Below are 20,880 nucleotides of genomic sequence, written 5' to 3' on the forward strand. Positions count from 1 at the left end.
ACTACACAAACAAAGTCCACCTGCGTGGACTAACGAAAAATCAAGGCTTTTGAACCCACGAAGGTGGGTTTCGTCTGTGTAGCTGCGACTTCTAGTCGCCCTTGCAAGTAATAAATTAGACTTTTCAAACACCCTCTAATAGGGAGTAAGTGAAATTGCAATTTCTACCATAGCGATCTGAATCTACTATAGATATTTGCTTTCAATCCCTAATAGGGAGTAAGTGAAATTGCAATCTGCTTTTTTTAATTCGTCAATGGCTTCCATCTGATTTCAATCCCTAATAGGGAGTAAGTGAAATTGCAATCTGTGACTTGATATTCTGGAGGCAGAACATCTTTAATTTCAATCCCTAATAGGGAGTAAGTGAAATTGCAATTTCGACTTTCTTACTGAACAAGAACTGGAATTAGCATTTCAATCCCTAATAGGGAGTAAGTGAAATTGCAATCTCGTTTGTTACGGTGATGCGGCGATCGCCACTCAAATTTCAATCCCTAATAGGGAGTAAGTGAAATTGCAATTTGTTCCTAGTAATACTCCTCCCGCTCCTAGTGATATATTTCAATCCCTAATAGGGAGTAAGTGAAATTGCAATCAGAAAATGCACAAACAATGATAGTTGCGATATCGTTATTTAATTTCAATCCCTAATAGGGAGTAAGTGAAATTGCAATCACCTTGTCGCTACTAACTGCGAACTGGTTCAGTATGTCATTTCAATCCCTAATAGGGAGTAAGTGAAATTGCAATAATAAATACCCTTCTCCATATCCTGCTTAATTCATTTCAATCCCTAATAGGGAGTAAGTGAAATTGCAATCCAAGCCATCTTTTTTGTACTTGGGAAAAAGAATTTCAATCCCTAATAGGGAGTAAGTGAAATTGCAATAGCAGGGTGCTGAAGGCCTATATATATGTAGTTTTCAAGGTTCAGTTGCGCGGATGGTTTCATGATAATCCATTTCAAGAAAAGTGTCAAGGAGTAAAATAGCTGAAACTCCTGCTGTGCAAGGTGCGCGGATGGGTGAACTCCATGAATTGCATGAAAAGCTTGTGTAGACATAATTTCAGGCATTTTTTGAGAAATTGAATTTTTTACACCCACCCCCTCGCGCATTAAGCGAAGAAAATCGTCTGATCACGGGGCTGTTCACCACCAATTCTTTTTACCGTGACATACTCCACACACTCTCTTTCAGATGAGTGTGGGCAACGAGCGCGACCCTTCTATGGAGACATTAACTGAGCTTTAAGACCCTGTGTCCCACGGTTCTTTGGTTAAGCTGAACAATTAGCTTTTATTTTGATAGGCTGCTTTTGGTGCATTTAATTGAGTTACACCCACTGTTAATAGGTATATCAAATATTTGAAAGAAAATCAATAAAGTGTTCATTCCTCATCACCCAACAACACTGATTAAGCTGCGCTTAATTTTGTTCCTTGGGCAATTCCTCACTCGCGCGTATTGTATTCATCTCATCACCTCCCTATCGGGTAGGTGAGAGGCTTCTACTGTTTAAGCTAAAAAGCCTATTCTTTTGTTCAAGTTTTTCCAACTGAGACGAGTTTTAGTCCAAAATGAGAATTGCTGATGAAATATGCTTTGATCATCAATACTATTACTATTGCCAAAGCCCTGAAACCCTATTGATATCGTCACAATTTTATTGGATTTCAGACATATTTTGGAAAATTGGCAATAGTATTGATCTAAAGACATAATTCAATTTATGACCTTAGACTCAAGCATTGGTCTGACAAATATAGCAATATTGAATCATTTAGCACTGATTAATGAGGTTCATTATGATTATCTCAAATCCAGTTGACAAAACCGCAAATATTAGTCTGCAAAAAGACACACTACTTATAGAATTAACTGCTGAAGAGTCTTCTAGTATTGTTGGAGGGTTTACAATTAGAAATGATTCAGGAGGTACAAGGCGTTTTTATAATTTAGGGGCAAATGTACCAGCACAACTGCAAACTTTACAACCTAGTACAGAAGGTACTTATGATGGAGAATACATTATATATAACACATCAAAGACCGGATTTGAACCTGTATTAGTAAAAGTAGATCCCACAAAAACAGCAAGTTTTCGTCAGGAAGGAAATGGTATAACTGTTGCTACTGATACTCCAATTCTTTACAAAGGTAGTATTTAATTTTATCTCTTGGAATACAAGGATCTCTTAGATTTTCTCTCAAGAATTTCGATCGCGAAGTGCTGCTGCAAATAGTTCGCTATTGCAAGGCACTTCGTAGGAATAATTAAATTTTAGAGTTATCATAAATTCAAAGTTTTTAATTTCAAAATAGATTGAGAAATTTTGTAACAACATCCATAGGTGTAGCGACCTGCAATTATAAATCCCTAAACCTGCAATCATCCGTTTCGACCAGGATTATTTGCAAATAAACTCGACGCTTTACCAGGACTGAGTTTTTAGGATTGAGAAGGATTTGTCAAAAAACTCATTTGAGAATTTGATAGATTAACTTTGAATTCAAGACCCAATTTCTTTAACTAGCAGGATATAAAAATGGCTAGTAACTATGACTCCATAGCCAAAGAGTATAAAGAATCCAAAGAATTGCCAATTCGTTTACATATAGAAGCATATACATATTTTAATATGCTTGGCAATTTGGCAGGAAAATCAATTCTGGATCTGGCTTGTGGAGAAGGATTTTATTCCCGAAAATTCAAAGATCAAGGTGCAGCAAAGGTTGTAGGGGTAGACATTTCCCAAAAAATGATTGAATTGGCAAGAGAAGAAGAAACTAGAAAATTTCAAAATATTGAATATATTCTTGGTGATGTACTTGAACTCGGTGAAATAGGCAGCTTTGATTTGGTAGTTGCTTCCTATCTCCTAAATTATGCCCGAAGTCCAGAAGAATTACTCAAAATGTGTGAAAGTATATTTGCCAATCTTAAACCTGGTGGTCGTTTCGTTACTATTAACAACAATCCCTCTCAAGCACCTATATCATATCTGAAAACTGAAAAATATGGATTTATTAAAAGTATAGATTCACCACTAATCGAAGGTACGCCCATAAAATATACATTTATTAATAATCATAAATTCACCTTTGATAACTATTACCTCAGCATTCCCACTCATGAATGGGCATTTCAGAGTGTCGGTTTTAAAGAGGTTCGCTGGCAATCACCAATAGTCTCACCTGATGGAATAAAAGAATTTGGGCAAGAATTTTGGCAAGATTTCCTTGATTCTGTGCCAATAATTGGTATTGAATGTTTTAAGTAAATCTACAAAATTCACCATCGTTTTAATATCCATGTTTGCGTCTATGTCTATGGTGAGGGAGGCGAACTGCTTGCAGCAGCGCTTCGCGATCGCAAAGCACTCCGCAGGAATCCCTTGTTTCCCTCAAGAATTTAGTAGGGGCGATCGCTTTGTTATTTGTAGGTATCGTTAATCATTACCTAAGACAATTAATTGATTAGGCTGTGCAATTCTTAGTTTAAGTATTCCCCCTTGTTTTTGGGGTATAACATTAATAATTTTGACTTGTTTACCTTGTAAAGAAATTGCATTAGAAGCACCAGGAACTTGATCAAGGGTTTTTCTGGGTATAATTATCTCATAAGCTTTATTATCTTTTCCTGATAGCTTGAAAGATTCAGTTTCATCATTAACTTTAGTCCAGCCATTAATTTGCCCTAATATTTCTGAAGTATCACCAGTAGGAGGTGTTGAAGGAGGTGCTGAAGGGGGACAGTAAAAGTTGACCGGATTCTTTTGAAAATTTGCACATCGTAAAACGTCTTCAGCTTTATAAGAAATCTTAATCAACTGCGAGTAATCAGGTTCTTTAGCACTACCATAGTTAGCTTGCTTTTTAATCTCAGGAGGTGCATCAAGCAGAACTTTTGTGATAATCTCACGATCTGATCCAGAAAGTTTAGGTGATAGATAAACACCAGCACCGGGAATTTTTCTGCTTAGGTGAATAATTTTTAAATCTTTGTCATCTTTAACTGCTTCATAAGCCGCAGCACCTACATCAGCTTTTTCGGTTTTTACTAATTCTTTGATTTTTGATGATTTATGCCCCATATCTACTCTTAGGGTTTTACCAAATAGGTCATAAGCAGCTACATAGAAACTAGATGCTGAATTGAAATCTCCCATAGCAATAGTATTTGTAGGTTTTAAATTACTGAGAGATTTAATACTACTGTTGGATTTGGTGAATAACGTAGCTTGGTAATATGGAGGATTATTAGGAAACATTGTTGCTGCATAATGATAATCGTTATTTTTAGCAGCTATTGAAAGTATTGGCGATAAAGTAAAGGCAATATCCCATTCTTTATTTATCATTCTGGTTCTAGCTTCTTCATATGGCAGTGATTCATCACCATCAATAACTATTTGTACTTTATTACCAATTTGGGAATGGGAACGCAGGTAAGTAGTTAACTTTTGATACTCACTGGGTTTCCACAAAATACCTATGGTTAAAGAGCTTGCTTGTATTGTTGGTGGAAAAAAGAACCTAAAAATCGGTGTTATTAACAAATAAATAACAAATGCTAAAAGCACTAATCTGACAATTATTTTCATAAACTCTTCCTGCCAGTTTTTTTTAAACTTGGGCATAATAGATACGACCTGTATGTTTACAATTAATCTGCTTGTTGACTGGATACACCATTAATTTTTGACAAATTTTTGGAATATTTGGGGTTACTTTGAAATAACCAATATGCCATTACTTTTTTTCCTTGAGAATTTGGTGGAGGGCGATGTCTATAGCGAGGGAGGCGAACTGCTTGCAGCAGCGCTTCGCGATCGCTTATGAACAGGGCATAATTTCAGCTAATCAATGGGTTCTTTAGTGCAAGAAAGATAATTAGAATTAACCCAGCCTTTCAAGCCCTCAACTTTCTTATTTGGTCCCCTAATCACATTCACATAAGCCCAAATCCCCTCTTGTTTCTTGAGTAAAACATGATTACCATTATTTAAACCGGCTCTGGATTTTCCATTGGGTTCAAACCGCAGTGCTAATTGTCCAGATTTGATATTGACAATATCACACCAAATAGCCCATTTAAGCTCAACTTTAGGGACATTTTCTGGAACTGATACCAGTTTTTCGCGGAATATTCGTTTATTCTTGTTGACAATAGTTAAGTACATCCCCTCATCAGAATCTTCTTTCCAAGAAACCGAGTAGTAATAATCCCCATTACTCCAAGTAGTACCCCGATAACCTTGATCTTGCCATCCTGTACCGTCTTCTAATTTGATGCAGTTTCCTTTAGCATCACAACCAAGGTAGGTATTAGCATTTATAGTAACTGTGAACTTCCCAGCCCTGTAAGTATCGGCTTTGGCTTGGGTGGCAGTGCTGACAATGCAAGTCGTTATGGCTGCTGTTAAAAATAATCGTTTTAGGTTCATGTTTTTCCTCTAAGAATTTAGGCGTTGCTGAATCAAGGTATGAAAATAAAAATCTAATAATCTGAAGTATTGGCCATGTAATAGTTTAGCGATCGCTAATCAATAAAGATCATACCCTTGATGGGATTACCTTGTAGTAGGTAGTAGGGGCGTTGTTTCCGAATTAGTTCCTGGATAAAGTGTTCTAGCATTTGATTAGGAGTTAAAAAAAGGACTTACGCACGATGTTACCAAAACCCTGATTATTGTGTAGGGGTAATTCATGGATTACCGCTACTTTCGTGATGTTTTGCATAAGTCCTGAAAAAAAATAAATCATGTTTCTTAATAAGAATGACGCTTCAATAAAGAATTTAGCAATGATGCTGAAGCTCGAAAACTTGTTTTTTGTAAACGACTAATAACATCAGGTAAATCAATTAAATTTTGAGATGCTGCTTGCTCTAAAACTCCCAGTAAACCAGTCACTTTTAAACCGCGTTCGCTGGCAATTTTTCTTCCTAGTCCATCATCAATAATAATTAAATTGGCATTTTCTTTTTTCGCTAAAAGAATAGCTGCTGTTTCTCCTGGATCTAAAATTTCTAAATCTGGACTTCCAGAAAGTTTAAAACAGTGTGTATCCAGAAATTTCCAGGGTGTTTATGTTGTCGGCAATTCGAGGCTCTCAAATGTAGAAAAAACTATGGCTTTCAATTTAGACCCGATTTAGCTGATTTTACTTTACCCAGAAATGGCGATCGCCTGATCGCGTCCAAACTTTTTAGCTCGATAAAGAGCCTCGTCTGCACGCTTTAATACATCCGTATCAGTTTTATCATGAGCTTGATAAGCAGTTACGCCAATACTGATAGTAATTTTCATGGCGGGAAAAGTAGTATCTATCTCTAAATAACGAATTTGCTCACATAGACGTTCAGCTATTTCCATTGCTTCTTGTAACTCTGTCGCTGGTAAAATGATCATAAATTCCTCACCTCCCAAACGTCCAACTGTATCTACATTTCGTAACCATTTAACTAACAGTTGAGAGATTTCTTTTAATACTTGATCACCAATGGGATGTCCATAGGAATCATTGACAAATTTAAAGTGATCAATATCAACTACTAAAATTGAGAAAGTTTCCTGATAACGTTGAGTTCGTTGAAATTCTTTTTTCAAAGTTGCTAAAATGTTGCGTCTATTGGCAATTCCAGTTAAGACATCAGTATTTACTAGTTTTTTTAATTTCTGACTTAGTAATTTCTGTTTGTTTAAAGCAATTCTTAATTTATTCTCAATTTGATTGCGTTCACTCACATCTCTCATAGAAACAATTGAGACTTTTTGATCTAACCATTCAGTTTTACCAACAGTAATTTCTGCACGTCCGAAGATGCCACAGGAGCTTATAATATCAAGTTCTGCAACTTTTCCTACTACAATTGGTAGTCCCAATTCATGATTAATTAAATCAGATAACGGTCTATCAAACATTTGCGCCGCAGCCGGATTAGCAAATTTCACAACTCCTGCTTCATCAACAATTAAAATTCCATCTTTGATATGAGTAACGATGGTATTGAGTTTATTTTCACTTTGTTGTAATTGTCTGGTTTGACGTTTCAATTGAATATGTGTCTGCACACGGGCTAATAATTCTGTAGCTCGAAAAGGCTTGGTTACATAGTCAGCCGCGCCCTTGGCAAAGGCTTCTATTAAATGTTCTTCTTCGTGACTAGCAGTTAGAAATAAAATTGGGATATGATGATAATTTGGATTTTGTTTAATTTGTTCGCAAACTTCCAAGCCACTCATTTCTGGCATTAATAAATCTAATAAAATTAAATCTGGTTGAATTGCTTGCAGACGTTGGAGAGCTTCTTTTCCACTTAAAGCATAGGTAATAGAATATCCTTGTGTTTCTAGGGTTCTTCCTAAAACTTGAATATTTTGAATCAGGTCATCAACAATTAATATTGTACAATCTTGGGGATTAAAAGCAATTTTTTCCATTATTTATATAGTTAACTTAACATTAAAGCGGCGGTTAAAAACCCCATCTACACAGACAAAACCCACCTGCGTGGGTTCAAACTTCTGATTTTTTTTGAGAATGAAAGCGGCGGTTAAAAACCCAATCTACACAAACAAAACCCACCTGCGTAGGTTCAAAACTCTGATTTTTCCTTAGTCCGTGCAGACGGACTTTGTTTGTGTAGCCGTGACTTCCAGTCGCTTTCTATATTTGTAGAATTTATAATAATGTCCTATGGTAGCAATTTTTGTAACTTTTTGCTAATCTCTGGGAAGTTAGCAGCGGTGTCAGCCAAATGAGCCAAATCAAAGGTATCAATTTGGTTTTTTAGCGTGTTAGCGTATTCTATCAAATCAGGACATTTATACTGTTCTCCCCAATTTTGTAATCGCAGCGCAAAAGCTCGTAATTGGTCAATTAGCAGGGTTTGGTGTAAGGTTTTCCAGACAGATGCTTCTTCCTGTTGTAATAATTTTATCAGTTCTGGTAACTTTTCTAAGGACTGGGGCGGCATTGCGGAAATGATGGTTTGTGTTTGGGAGGTAGATTTTAAGTCTACCAATAACTGCGCGGGGAATAAACGTTGCAACTCACTAAAAAGATCCTGGCGACTAACTGGTTTGCGGAGAAATCCTTGAGCTAAGGGTTGTAATTCTTCAAAGTCCTGTTCTTGAATGGAAGCTGTGACGATGATCACGCAAATATCCGCTGTGGAGGGATTTTGCTTCAGGGCTTGCAAAACGGTGATTCCATCCATTTGCGGCATGACCAAATCTAGTAATATCAGGTTAGGGTGATGTTCAATGGCTAATTTCAGAGCGATCGCTCCATTGTCTGCCATGATAATTTGGTGAGCAGTAGCATTAAAATAGGCCTGGAGTAAATCTCGGTTAGATTGTACGTCATCAACAATGAGAATTTTCAGAGCCGGAAATTGACTTAAATCATGATTCTCTGGGGTGAATGATGGTGAACTTGCTGTAGTTTGAGTGACTGTAATTTCGGGAAATATTAAGGTGAAGGTGCTACCCTGTTCCAACTCACTTGTTACCTCAACAGTACCACCCATCATTTGCGTTAGACGGCGGCTAATAGTTAATCCTAGCCCGGTTCCGCCGTATTTGCGATTACTTTGTCCTTGACTTTGACGAAAAGCATCAAAAATCAAAATTTGATCACGGGGAGAAATTCCAATCCCTGTATCAGAAACGGCAATTTCTAAGTGGGCATGATTGGGAATATTAGGGTTAATGCGGCTATGGACATGGATGGTAATACCACCCTTTTCGGTAAATTTAATCGCATTACCAACAACATTTATGAAAATCTGTCGCAACCTGACTTCATCAATATATATTTCTCCGGGAATGAATTCATCAACTTGCAGATTTAAAAATAATCCTTTTTCTTTGGCTCTTTGCAAAAACATTTGTTGAATGTCTTGCAGCAGTGAGGGAAGATTCACAGATTCATAGTTGAGTTTGAGTTTCCCGGCTTCAACTTTCGATAAATCTAGGATATCGTTGATTAAGGTGAGTAAGGTGCGGCCATTGGTTTGAATGGCTTGGAGATAACTTTGGGCTAAATCATCACTGACGAGATTTTGTAATAGTTCGGAGAATCCTAAAATAGCATTCATGGGTGTGCGAATTTCATGGCTCATGTTGGCCAGAAATTCACTTTTGGTGCGACTGGCGGCTTGAGCTTTTTCGGTGGCTGCTTCTAGGGCTAAGTTTTGTTGAGCAAGTTCTATTTGTCGCTGTTCAGCCTGTTGTAGAAGTTTAGCATGAGCGATCGCAATTCCCACTTGAGCAGCTACGGCTTCTAACAGGGCAATGTCTTCAGTAATCCAATGACGTTGGTAATTACACTGATGTAAACAAATCAGCCCGTTGGCTTTTCCTTGATAGGATGTGCGAATTGCCAATATTGATTTTAGACCAATTTTTTGAGAAGTTTCTATGCTGAATGATACCAGTGGATCGGTAAATACATTATCTATAATAATCGCTGTATCTTGCTGAAGGATTTGATGAATTTGGGGATTACCGGCAATAGGTCCTAGGACTCCTTGAAGGGAAGCAATATCACCGCTCAAGTATTCTGCTACTATTGGTAAATGTTCTGTGGGTTCAAGTTCGTAAGTATGCAGGAAACAACGATCTACTCCAAAGGCTTCACCAATACGGTTTGCGGAGGTTTCAAAGATTTTTTCCGGTTCGAGACTTTGGCGAATTTCGTCGGTGATTTGTTTTAATAGTCGCTCTCTTTGTACCTGTTGTTCGAGAATCTTTTCGGCGGCTTTGCGATCGCTAATATCAACTAAATAGCCTACACACTCTAATGGCTCATCTTCTTGATCCCTAATTAACCGCAACTGAGCAAAAAACCAGCGATAGTCACCATTAGCGCAGTGTAACCTATATTCTAAGGAATAGCTATTGTCAAATTCCAACCTATTCAATCCAGCCAGTACGCGATTTCTATCTTCGGGATGGATATAATCGTACCAAAAACCAGTTTCATCTAAAAACACTTCTGAACAATAACCGAGAATCAACTGCACGTTATCACTAATGAAGGTAGCTCGATAATCTCCAATGGGTTGACAACTAAATAAAATGGTTTGGCTGGAATTCATCAAAGCTCGTAATCGTTCTTCACTTTGCAACAAAGCCATTTGTGCCTGTTTAAGTTCGGTAACTTCCACCACTACCGAACTGACAGCTTTACCACCATCAAGTTGATTAACAGGATAATAACTAGCAATCCAATGTCTTTGAACATTTGGTTGGGAAGGTGTAAACCCAGAAATCTCTACATTGCGAACGGATTTTCCTGTTGCTAATACCTGATATAAAATCGGTTCAATTCGATTTGCTAAATCTGGTAATACTTCTCGGAGTTGTCTACCAATATGTGCATTAGCTGATAAACCATTAATTTCCGCCATTGCTTCGTTAATTCGCACAAATCGCAATTCTTCGTCATGGAGTACCAACCCCACCGGATTTGTATTATAAAGTTTTTCTAATTCCTCCGTGCGGCGTTGTAGAGCTTCCTGGACTTGCTTGATTTCATTGATATTCACAAAGGTAATGACTACCCCATCCGTTTGTCCATCATCTCTAAGGTATGGATATAAACGCATCAATAAGTTAACATCCGTATTGTTTAATTTCACCTCTTGTTCAATGGGTCGTTCTGTTTCCACTACCCGCTGTAATAATTCCAGCAGATTGGGACAATTCATGTTATGGGTAATGTGCTGAATTGGGCGTTCAACATCAGTTTCTAAGAGGTTAATAGCGGTTGTGGCTGCGGGGGTAAATTTCCGAATTCGCAATTCTCTATCTAGGAAAATTACGCCAATTTCACTACTCCTGAGTAAATTATCTACGTCGTTGGACAATTCTAATAATTGACGAATTTTCGTTTGATATTCTGTATTAACTGTATAGAGTTCTTCGTTAACGGAATGTAGTTCTTCGTTGGTACTTTGCAATTCTTCATTAGAAGCTAGTAGTTCTTCGTTGGTTGCTTGCTGTTCTTCGTTGGTGGTTTCTAATTCTTCAATGGTGGCTTGGAGGTTTTCTCTGGTTTGCTGTAATTCGTATTCTAAATCGAGAATGCGTTGAGTTGCTTCCGCGTCCTGTTGAAAGGCTTCCGGACGATTGGGTAAGGAAGGACGTTCTTCATTTTCAATTATTAACATGAAGAAGTCTGTCATGCGGGTATCTCCCGTATGATAGGTAACTTCTAAATTGACACTGCGAATATTGTCGCCCTGATTTAAGTGAATATTACCGTAAAGAACAGTTTTTCGTTCACGTTTGGCACGATGTAGGGCAGTATTAATCGGTAATTTTAGGGTATTTGGGACTAAATCGGCGATCGCTCTGGTCATTTGTCCCTCTGGAACTTGCATAATCTGTACCATATCAGTAACGACGTGGAACAGTTCCAAATCATCATTAACTAACAAGCAGGTACATTGTCTGCGGCGGACAAAAGCACTAAAAGCGGCACCCAAAGCCGGATCAAATTGTACAGTCCCCCGTCTGGTTTGACTAGGACGGGACACAACGGGAGTTATATATTCTAAATTTTGATTCAGAATTGGTAACCGCACATTTCGCCGCTTTTGATAAATTTTAAATTTCTCATACAGGGGACTAAATTCTTCAATTAATTCCCCTGGTGTTTCCGCTGCACCCAAAAACAAAATACCCTTGTGCATTAAAGAAAAATGCAGCATTCTCATCACGTGCTGTTGCAAAACTGGCTGCATATAAATTAGGACATTTCGGCAGCTAATCAGGTGCATTCGTGTAAATCCGGCATTTTTCGCCAAATTGTGGGGAGCAAAAATAATCATTTCCCGCAACGCCCGCGACACATGGAAATTACGGTTACGGAAGGTAAAATATTTTTCTAAACGTTTACGAGAAACATCAATACTAATACTTTCAGGATATATCCCCTCTGCGGCTTTGCTTAAAGCGGCTGCATCTATATCTGTGGCGAAAATTTTCACACTCAGTTGTTTTCCTAAGCGGTTGATGACCTCATCCATCAAAATTGCCATAGAATAGGCTTCTTCCCCAGTCGCACAAGCTGTTACCCACACCCTTAACTGTTGACCATTTTCCAAAGGGCTAATTAATTCGGGTAAGACTTCTTTATCTAAGTATTCCCAGGCTTGAGAATCTCGAAAAAACCTTGTCACCCCAATCATTAAATCATCCCGTAGCAGCGCCCGTTCCTCACTGGAAGTAGTTAAATATTCTACATATTCATCTAGCAGATTATGCCCACTCAGGGAACAACGGCGGTAGATGCGGCGGCTGAGGGTGCTGGGTTTATAATAGGAAAAATCGAGCTTCTCATATTGATTGAGAATTTGAATAATGGCGCGGAGTTTTTCTGATTCTAGTTCGGGGAGGAGGGATTCCCCTTGAGTCGCACCTTGACGCTGCATTTGAATAATTTCATAAATCGTCCGCGCCATTTCTGCCGGTGGTAGCACTTGATCTACAATACCTGTAGCGATCGCACTTTGGGGCATTCCATCAAATTCTGCTGTCCCTGGTGACTGGACAAAGGTTAACCCACCGGACTCACTAATGCTCTGTATCCCCCTTGTCCCATCACTTCCCGTCCCGGAAAGAATCACAGCCATTGCTTGTTCTCCTCTATCTCTAGATAGGGAATCGAGAAAAATATCAATGGGGAAATTCGGCTGCTGTCGCGGTGGTTCACTTTGTTGAATTAACTCTAATATCCCATTACTAACAACTAAATTATTCTGAGGCGTAATTAAATATACTGTATTTGGTTCAATCTGCATTCCACTTTGTACCCGCTTCACTATCATGCGAGTCCGACGTTCCAGCAGTTCTTTCATTAAACTTTTAAAGTCTGGAGAGAGATGTTGCACCACAACAAAGGCTGCACCACTATCTGCGGGCATATTATCAAAGAATTCTTCTAATGCACGTAGTCCTCCCGCAGAAGCCCCAATGCCAACTACGAAGCAATGGGTTTTCGTCTCTTCAGACACAACTTACAACTCCTAATTTTATTTGTTAACTAGTATATAGGAAATCAAAGACCTAAAATCCGAGCGCGGAAAACTGTATTTAAGGTCTTGACAATTGATTGAAAATTTGTTATCATGAAATTGATAAGGAAGAACTATCTTAAAATAAACCCAATTATTCATGAGGTTTGATCGTGGTTATTACTCAAACCAGTCCCTCCAGTATTGCCCAGGATATAACAACAACTCACTTCACTCCAGATGAGTATCGGGTAATGGAGGAAACCGCCGTAGAAAAACATGAATATCGTAACGGGGAAATTATTGCAATAGCTGGAGGTTCAGAAGTTCATAGTGCGATCGCTACTAACCTGTTAGTTTACTTAGGATTTTTGCTCAGAGATACCAATTTTCGCTTATATAATGGCGATTTGCGCGTTTGGATTCCCGAATACAACTGTGGAACTTACACTGATTTAATGGTAGTGGATGGACAACCACAATTGAATGGCAATCGCACAGATGAAATTCTCAACCCTTTATTAATTATTGAGGTTCTTTCACCCTCTACTGAAGGTTATGACAGAGGTGAAAAATTTAGAAAATATCGTTCACTTCCTGGCTTTTGCGAATATCTGCTAGTTAGCCAAACTGAACCCTATATTGAACAGTATCACAAACTTGATGATAGTAGCAATCGCTGGCAATGGCAAGTTTATGATCATCTTGAGCAGTCTATATTAGTACATAGTTTAAATGTAGAAGTTCCCCTTGGTGAAGTTTATCGTCGGATTAATTTCTAAAAGCTGAATCACGATTTATATAGCGGTAGTACGGCAATACAATTGTCGTACATGAGCGATCGCTCTAAACCCACTACAATTAATGATAAAGTTACACTTATAATTGAGTAAATACTGAACAACTGCAAGAACTAAAGATTAGCTATGAGTCCACCCACAAGTTCATGCTCTATAGATTATAGACAATCGCTACTAAAAATTATATCTTCACTGAAGTATCTACAAGATTTATCTCAAGAATTAAATCTAACAAATTTAGTTGAAATAATTAGTGAATCCCTCAAGCGAATTGAAAACAATTTCTTTAAAATTGTTGTATTAGGGGACTTTAATCGCGGTAAAAGTACCTTTATTGATGCTTTGTTAGGACAAGAAATATTACCTTCAGATATTTTAGCTACTACTGCTACTCCTAGCCGGATTATTTATAGTTTAAAACCAGCAGTAAAAGTAGCTTTTAAAGATGGTAGCGAACAAGAAATTGAAACTCTAGAATTGTCTAATTATGTTACAAAATTGACTTCAGAATCTGAAGCCACAGCCACGAAAATTAAAGAAGCAATTGTCTATTATCCAATATCATATTGTCAAAACAATGTCGAAATTATTGATACTCCAGGATTAAGTGACGACGAAGAAATGACCAATGTAACTTATAACATGATCAATCAATGTGATTTAGTAATTATGGTAATTTCTGCTCAATCACCTTTTAGTATATCAGAAGGTGAATTTTTTACAAATACACTACTAGAAAATGGGATAAATCATGTGCTATTTGTAGTAAATAGAATAGATGCTTTTCCATCTCATGAAGATGCGATAAAAGTAATTAGCTTAATTAAAAATCGTATACAGAAGTGTATTAAAGATTGGGCTGAACAACAATTAAATCCTCCAGATAATCTAAGAAAAATTGGCAATTTTAAAATTTTTGGGATTTCTGCATTTGAAGCTTTACAAGCTAAACAATCTCGTAATCAAAAATTACTAGCCAAGAGTTTATTTGTTAATTTTGAATATGCTCTGAAAACGTTGATTAATCAGCAGAGAGGATTAATACAATTAGAAATCAGCAATAATCGGGTAATTAACTGGAGTCAAGAAATTATGAAAATTATTCTTGAACAAGAATCTATGTTAAAACAGAAACAATTAAAGTTCAATGTATCCAGTAAAAGTATCAACAATGAAATTACCTTACTTATTCGGCTCTTGTCGGAAATTCTACAATCAATTAATGTGACACTCACCAGTATTAAACAACAGATAACCACATCATATTTTCAACTAGAGAATAATCTCAAACAAATTTCTAAATATATTATCGAATCAAGTATTTTAAATATTAACGAAGAGAAGAACTTGGCTGAACGAGTATCAAATTGTTTGCAAACTGCAACAATAGAGTTAGCTCACAAAATTCAATCAGAAAGTGAACAAGCATTAAGTACAGCATGGCTACGAGTCAAGGATTTTATTGATTTGTTTGAAAAAGATATTCCGCAGCTAAATAACGCAATCAGTCATTTAGGAGCATCGGAAACAATTAATGAAAAAGCTATAGATAATATTCGATATAAATTGAATAAATCCCTTGAAATATTCAACCAAAAACAGTTAAACACTACGTCAAGAGGTAGATGCACTATTAGACAATACCCAAAAAACTCTTACAGAACTGAGCGATAAACGGGGACGACAAGAAGCAATGACTGATGCTGAACGCCAGGAAATTAACCAAATTCGGGCTGAAACTCAACGTATTCTTGGCAATGCTCAACGTTTATCTGAGCAACTTACAGAAATTGTTAGTGTTTAATTGCAGAGGTTCAGAGTGGGAGAAGAACACACCATCAGTATCACTTTCAACCTGAATACCTCCCGCTTTTTCAATCACATCAATCATGAATCGTAGAATCCGTCTACCATAAGCTGTAACCAGTGCCGCAGCTTCCATATCATTAAAACCAACACCAGAAGTCCCATAAAAGGCAAACAACGAGTTGATTAACACTTTGAGAGCAGCTTCAGCTTGTTTAGCAGCTAAATCTCCAGCTTTCTTTACTAGGAATCAGCCCTACTGTATTTCATATATTACTCCCATTCCCTTAACTGCTTATGTACTACGGCTAAATACCACATATAATCATCAATTTTATATTCATCAGCAGCTTTAACTATATATTCCTGCGTTAACGGCAAATTATTTTCAGCTTCATAATATAAACCCAAATAAAGGTGACTGTAAAACTTACCTTTTAATCCTGCCAATTTTCCCACATTTAAAACATCATCTGGGCTACAATTACCTGCAAATAAATCATAGATAGATTTCATGATTTTTCGCGGATCATTTTTCACTGGTAATAAAGAATTACGAGCTTCTGTCACACCGGATAATCTAGCTATGCAAAGATATCTCCAGACAGTTTCTTCCACATCTTGAGCATTAACAGTTAAATCTATTTCAAACTGTTTTGCACCTTCAGCAAATCGTTCTGCATAATAATAAGATAATCCTCGTTGCCAAAGATAGGGAGTAATTTGTATATCTAACTTTTCTGCATGATCAAAATCTTGAATTGATTCGGTAATTTTTCCTAACTTAAAATAAATCATGCCGCGACGAACATAAGCATTAACATTATTTGCCTGAATGTTAATGGTATTATTCCACTCTTGCAGTTGATTTTCTAGGGAGTTGGTAAAAAACATTTTAGTAATCAAATTTGCTACTTTTAATCTAGTTCTCTCCGTCCTTCTAATGCTCTTGCTAAAGTTAATTCATCAGCATATTCTAAATCACCACCGACAGGTAAACCAAAAGCAATGCGGGTGACTTTGGTAAATGGTTTTAGTAATTGACCGATATATAATGTTGTGGTTTCTCCTTCGATACTGGGACTAATGGCTAAAATCACCTCTTGGGGTTTTTGTTCGCTGACTCTTCTCACTAAAGGTTGAATATTTAACTGTTCAGGTCCAATACCATCCATAGGGGAAATTACGCCACCTAAAACATGATATTTACCTTTATATTCACGGGTTTTTTCCAAAGCAATTACATCACGGGAATCTGCAACTACGCAAATAGTTGTATTATCTCGCTGAGGGTGACGACAAATTTCACAGATTGGATCTGAGGAAAGGTGAAAACAAACTTTACATAAACCTACTTGTTTTTTCGCGTCAATGAGTGCTTGAGCTAAGGCTTCTACCTCTGCTTCTGGTCTTTTTAAGATGTGCAAAGCTAAACGTTGGGCGCTTTTGGGACCAACTCCGGGTAGCCGTTGCAATTGTTCTATTAATTTGGCTAGGGGACGTGCGTAAACCGTAATTCTACCTCCGGGCTTTTTTCTATTTTACAATCATCTCATCTCAAAGTTAAAATGAGGGCGTTGCTAATTTTCACGGTAAGATAGGAGTCAGGAGGACGAAAAAAAGAGAGAAAGAAAATTTCTCCCCTACCCCTACTGTGGTTGCCGCATATACCTTTCCTGTCCTTGGGAATTATAGATAAATACAGGAAGTTGAGCATTTTGACTAATGGCTGTGAGAGCATCTTTCAAGCTTTGGAAATGACTTTGTATTTGTGGATTATTAGCTTGGAATAATCTGTCATACTCAGGAGTTAAGCGGACACTAATTTTCTGATCCTCAATACTAAAAGTACAAATTCTAATGGTATTTGTACAAGTGCTTTTTAGCTCAACGCGGGTTTGAGTTAAATCCCCATAGATTTGGAATTGTTCTTGTGCCTGTTTCAGTGATGCCGTATAGGTTTCAATCAGGGGTTTGGCTTGATTGAAATAGAAAGTATCTTGACCCACTTGTTTAGCACTTTCTACAGCCTGTTCCCAAGACTTAACCGCACTTTGCCATTGATTTTGATTACCATAGATTTTGGCTTGACTAGCGGCTTTCATAGCCTGTTGATAGGATGTGGCTGCTAATTGTTCTTTTTTGGCGCGATCGCGGGCTACAATAATTTTTAGTTGGTATTCTGCCAACAGCTTGCGGGCATCCTCAGATCCTAAACTACCTATAGGAATAATTTTGAGGGTACTAATTGCTGTCTGGAAATCAGATTCTACCTTTTGCCATTCAGGGGCAGATTTAGCCGTGATTTGACGTTTAGTAGCGGCTGCTGCGAGAGTTGTGGCATTGGCGATCTTCTGTAACCAGGTTTCTTCTTTGAGCAACTGATCATTAACACTTTTTAAAGTATTTTGATAACTTGGTAAGTTAGATTTTACCAATCCATAAAGTTCATGACTCGGCTTAATTATCTCTAATGAGGTGATTGCCTGTCTCCACAACTTTTGTCTATTACGTAACTCATCTAAACTCTGAGGAGGAGTTTGGGTTGTTTTTTGGGCTGAAGATGCCATTTGTAAGGCTTTTAGCACCTGGTTGATTTTCGTTGACTGTTCAGAAAAACTATTAACTAATAGCTGAGAGTCTTGATAACGGGGAGACCACTGAGGAATTTTTTGCAAATCGGCAACTACCACATCTAGTTGTTTTTGCACTGTTAATAAGTCTCTTTCTGATTTGGTCCGTTTGATCTGCTGCTGATACTCATTTTTAAACTGCTGGGCTGTTTGCAATTCTTTACATTCCGAAATTACACAACCACGATGGAGAAAGAATGCGCCACCACCGGAAAGAACGGCAATTACTACAGCCGCACCAATCATCATCGGTAAGGGGGGAAGTGATAGTGATAGCTGTCTTTTTTTGGGTTGTTCTGAAATATTCCCAAAGGGATCAAAATTTCCTTCAATATCCTCCATTGTCTCAGATTCATCCCCAGATAGATTTGAGTCTGGCAGTAAATAGTCTGAAAAAGATTCTGCGGAATTAGAGAAAAATGAATCAGCAACAGGTGCTTGTTCCGTTTCTGTAACTGGAGATGATGGCGTTTGCAGATCAGAATTAAGGAAGAAAGAGTCTCTCTCACGTCCTATTTCCACCGTTTCCCTATCTGTGTCTATGCTGGGAATCTGAAAACCATATTCAGTTTCCCTATCTGTGTCTATGCTGGGAATCTGAAAATCTAGGAAGTGTTGAGTGTAGGGACGCTTTTCTCCAGAAATTCTCAAGAAAAATCGTACCCGTTGGGTTTGGTAGCTAAATTGCCATTGTAGTGCTTGTTCTAACACCTCAAAAACTTGCTGTGTATTAACCGTGACCTCAGCAGGGTGTTGAGTTAAAATCATTAATTCATCATTTTGGACGGCGCATTTTACCTGGAAGTCCTTACCAGCAAGCACTTCGGCAACTAATCTTTCTTGTAAGATATCGCCTAAAACTTTGAGATCCTCTTTTTGAACTGTTGCTGTCATAAAGCGTTACCGCCACTCTTTCTATATAGTTTTGATTATCGAAGGTACTGGGGATGGGATGCAAATCCTAGTTTTACATCTTATAGAATCAGTTTCTAGCAGAGGGTTAAATTTGTCACGAAGAACACAGTCAAGGGTGATGATTTAGACTTCTATTTTTTTATAAGTAGAGTAACGTAAATAATTAAAGGTTTGTAGTAAGGTCTTTAGACCTGAAAGTAGGGCTAAAGCCCTAACTACGAGCCAATTTCAGAGTCTGTTAACTTACTTAACATAGTTCTATTTATTTTTGTCTACCTACTTACAGCTAGATTATAAATGAGACAATCCAATGTTAAGCAAAACCAAATCTTATAATTTTTGGGATTGGGTAAAATATCAGATAGCATCAGAGAAAGCGCGTTGGACTTGTTAATACAAGGTGTATCTCAATGGATTTATTGGAGTACCAAGTTAAAGAGTGGTTTGGTAAAGTTGGGATTCCTGTTTTACCATCTCAAAGAATAGACCATCCTACAGATTTAAAACGGTTAAAAATTCGTTACCCGATTGTGCTGAAATCTCAGGTGCAGGCGGGGGAAAGGGAAAAGGCGGGTGGAGTTAGAGTTGTAGAAACCACGATTGATGCGATCGCTACAGCACAGAATATATTTAATCTACCAATTTGGGGGCAACTGCCAGAAGTTTTATTGGCAGAATCAAAATATGATGCCCAGAAGGAGTTTTATTTAGCTGTAGTTTTAGATACTGCGCTGTGCCGTCCCGTTTTATTGGGTTGTACAGAAGCAAATATTGAGTGGGAGACAGCGGGAGAAAAATTTCAGCACGTTGTCGTAGAACAGGAATTTTCTCCATTTTATGCCAGACGGCTGGCTTTAAAAATGGGCTTACAGGGGGCGTTAATCCAGACTGTGAGTGATATTGTGGAGAAAATGTACCAGTTATTTGTCCAAAAGGATTTGGATTTGGTCGAGATTCATCCCCTGGGTGTGAACTCGGCGGGTCAAGTGATGGCTCTTAATGGTAAGGTCAGTGTTAATAAACAGGCTATTAACCGTCATCCTGAAATAGCCGATATGGCCGCCAAAATGGTTGGTCTTCTTCATGGTGACAAAAAAAGCAAAAGCAACGGTTTGTTGAGTAGGTGGGATGGGATAGAAATGCAGGGTAAAATCTGCATCATAGGCAATGGTAAAGGTTCTGTTTTAACAACATTGGATGAGGTTGTTAATGCTCATGGTAATCCTGGTAAATGTGTCAATTTGCGCCATACTTTCATGAGTGATACAACACAGACTACTTTTAGCGATCGCCTCATTAATAGTTTGACAAATTTGGTCAATGATCAGAATACTCAAGTCATTTTAGTCAACTTTTTGGGGACTATTCCGCAAGTTGACCAACTCCCAGAAATTATTACCCAATTTCTCCATTCGGACAGAAGCAAAATCACATCTGGGGTGTCGGCCTCTAATGGTAATAAAAGTCATCAACCATTGAATTTACCCTGGTTAATCCTCCGTTTAGCTGGTTCGGAATTCAATCATGTCAGAGAAGAATTAGCCGCACGGAAAACCTCTGATCAATTGCTAATAGTTGTAGAAAATTTAGATGAAGCAGTCAAGGAAGCAGTTCGTTTAGCAAAAACCCCGGTGACAAAAAAAAGGTAAAAGGCAATTACCAATTACCAATTACCAATTACCAATTACCAA

At 37.8% G+C, this 20,880-nt stretch carries 13 protein-coding genes, 1 pseudogene and 1 CRISPR repeat array; of the genes and pseudogenes, 5 read left to right on the forward strand and 9 right to left on the reverse strand.

Going from position 1 to position 20,880, the window contains the following annotated elements:
- The first annotated feature begins 125 nt into the window (after positions 1-125).
- Positions 126-892: a CRISPR direct-repeat array (repeat unit 37 nt; unit sequence ATTTCAATCCCTAATAGGGAGTAAGTGAAATTGCAAT).
- A gap of 918 nt (positions 893-1,810) precedes the next feature.
- On the forward strand, positions 1,811-2,173 hold the full coding sequence (locus tag PN471_RS06385) for a hypothetical protein (RefSeq protein ID WP_193896765.1): 363 nt from the start codon (positions 1,811-1,813) through the stop codon (positions 2,171-2,173).
- Between the two features lie 378 nt (positions 2,174-2,551).
- Positions 2,552-3,286 carry a class I SAM-dependent methyltransferase gene (locus PN471_RS06390; RefSeq protein WP_271776131.1) on the forward strand — a complete coding sequence of 245 codons (735 nt, stop codon included), beginning with the start codon at positions 2,552-2,554 and terminating at the stop codon, positions 3,284-3,286.
- Between the two features lie 168 nt (positions 3,287-3,454).
- On the opposite strand, the gene PN471_RS06395 is transcribed toward PN471_RS06390, so the two are convergent.
- The 5 genes from PN471_RS06395 to PN471_RS06415 all read right to left on the reverse strand — a co-directional run bounded on the left by PN471_RS06395 (position 3,455) and on the right by PN471_RS06415 (position 13,035).
- Positions 3,455-4,645 carry a phosphate/phosphite/phosphonate ABC transporter substrate-binding protein gene (locus PN471_RS06395; protein ID WP_271776132.1) on the reverse strand — a complete coding sequence of 397 codons (1,191 nt, stop codon included), beginning with the start codon at positions 4,643-4,645 and terminating at the stop codon, positions 3,455-3,457.
- A 219-nt stretch (positions 4,646-4,864) separates the two neighbouring features.
- Positions 4,865-5,452 carry a hypothetical protein gene (locus PN471_RS06400; RefSeq protein ID WP_193896771.1) on the reverse strand — a complete coding sequence of 196 codons (588 nt, stop codon included), beginning with the start codon at positions 5,450-5,452 and terminating at the stop codon, positions 4,865-4,867.
- Positions 5,453-5,776: 324 nt separating this feature from the next.
- Entirely contained in the window at positions 5,777-5,920 is a 144-nt protein-coding gene (locus PN471_RS06405) for a DUF3368 domain-containing protein (RefSeq protein WP_271776133.1), read from the reverse strand.
- A 255-nt stretch (positions 5,921-6,175) separates the two neighbouring features.
- Positions 6,176-7,450, reverse strand: coding sequence for a diguanylate cyclase (locus PN471_RS06410; protein WP_193896773.1), 1,275 nt, complete (start codon positions 7,448-7,450; stop codon positions 6,176-6,178).
- Between the two features lie 254 nt (positions 7,451-7,704).
- The gene (locus PN471_RS06415) at positions 7,705-13,035 is read right to left on the reverse strand and encodes a chemotaxis protein CheB (protein ID WP_271776134.1); all 5,331 of its coding nucleotides are present in this window, start codon (positions 13,033-13,035) and stop codon (positions 7,705-7,707) included.
- A 173-nt stretch (positions 13,036-13,208) separates the two neighbouring features.
- Here PN471_RS06415 and PN471_RS06420 point away from each other — a divergent pair, with 173 nt between their 5' ends.
- Positions 13,209-13,817 carry a Uma2 family endonuclease gene (locus PN471_RS06420; RefSeq protein WP_271776135.1) on the forward strand — a complete coding sequence of 203 codons (609 nt, stop codon included), beginning with the start codon at positions 13,209-13,211 and terminating at the stop codon, positions 13,815-13,817.
- 144 nt (positions 13,818-13,961) lie between these two features.
- A complete protein-coding gene (locus PN471_RS06425) occupies positions 13,962-15,509 on the forward strand; it encodes a dynamin family protein (RefSeq protein WP_271776136.1) in 1,548 nt (515 codons plus the stop codon).
- A gap of 94 nt (positions 15,510-15,603) precedes the next feature.
- On the opposite strand, the pseudogene PN471_RS06430 reads toward PN471_RS06425, so the two are convergent.
- The 4 genes and pseudogenes from PN471_RS06430 to PN471_RS06445 all read right to left on the reverse strand — a co-directional run.
- A pseudogene (locus tag PN471_RS06430) lies at positions 15,604-15,837 on the reverse strand (DNA polymerase I); the annotation flags it as partial.
- A 77-nt stretch (positions 15,838-15,914) separates the two neighbouring features.
- Positions 15,915-16,535, reverse strand: coding sequence for a tetratricopeptide repeat protein (locus PN471_RS06435; RefSeq protein WP_271776137.1), 621 nt, complete (start codon positions 16,533-16,535; stop codon positions 15,915-15,917).
- A 23-nt stretch (positions 16,536-16,558) separates the two neighbouring features.
- Positions 16,559-17,158: a recombination mediator RecR gene (gene recR, locus PN471_RS06440; RefSeq protein ID WP_271776148.1), complete on the reverse strand. Its 600-nt coding sequence runs from the start codon at positions 17,156-17,158 to the stop codon at positions 16,559-16,561.
- 132 nt (positions 17,159-17,290) lie between these two features.
- Positions 17,291-19,168 (reverse strand): hypothetical protein, encoded by a 1,878-nt coding sequence (locus tag PN471_RS06445; protein WP_271776138.1) that lies wholly within the window; start codon positions 19,166-19,168, stop codon positions 17,291-17,293.
- Between the two features lie 431 nt (positions 19,169-19,599).
- On the opposite strand from PN471_RS06445, the gene PN471_RS06450 reads away from it, so the two are divergent.
- Positions 19,600-20,838, forward strand: a complete 1,239-nt coding sequence (locus tag PN471_RS06450) for an ATP-grasp domain-containing protein (RefSeq protein ID WP_271776139.1) — start codon at positions 19,600-19,602, stop codon at positions 20,836-20,838.
- Positions 20,839-20,880: the final 42 nt, after the last annotated feature.

Source organism: Aphanizomenon sp. CS-733/32 (genome assembly GCF_028330045.1).
Classification (GTDB): domain Bacteria; phylum Cyanobacteriota; class Cyanobacteriia; order Cyanobacteriales; family Nostocaceae; genus Dolichospermum; species Dolichospermum gracile.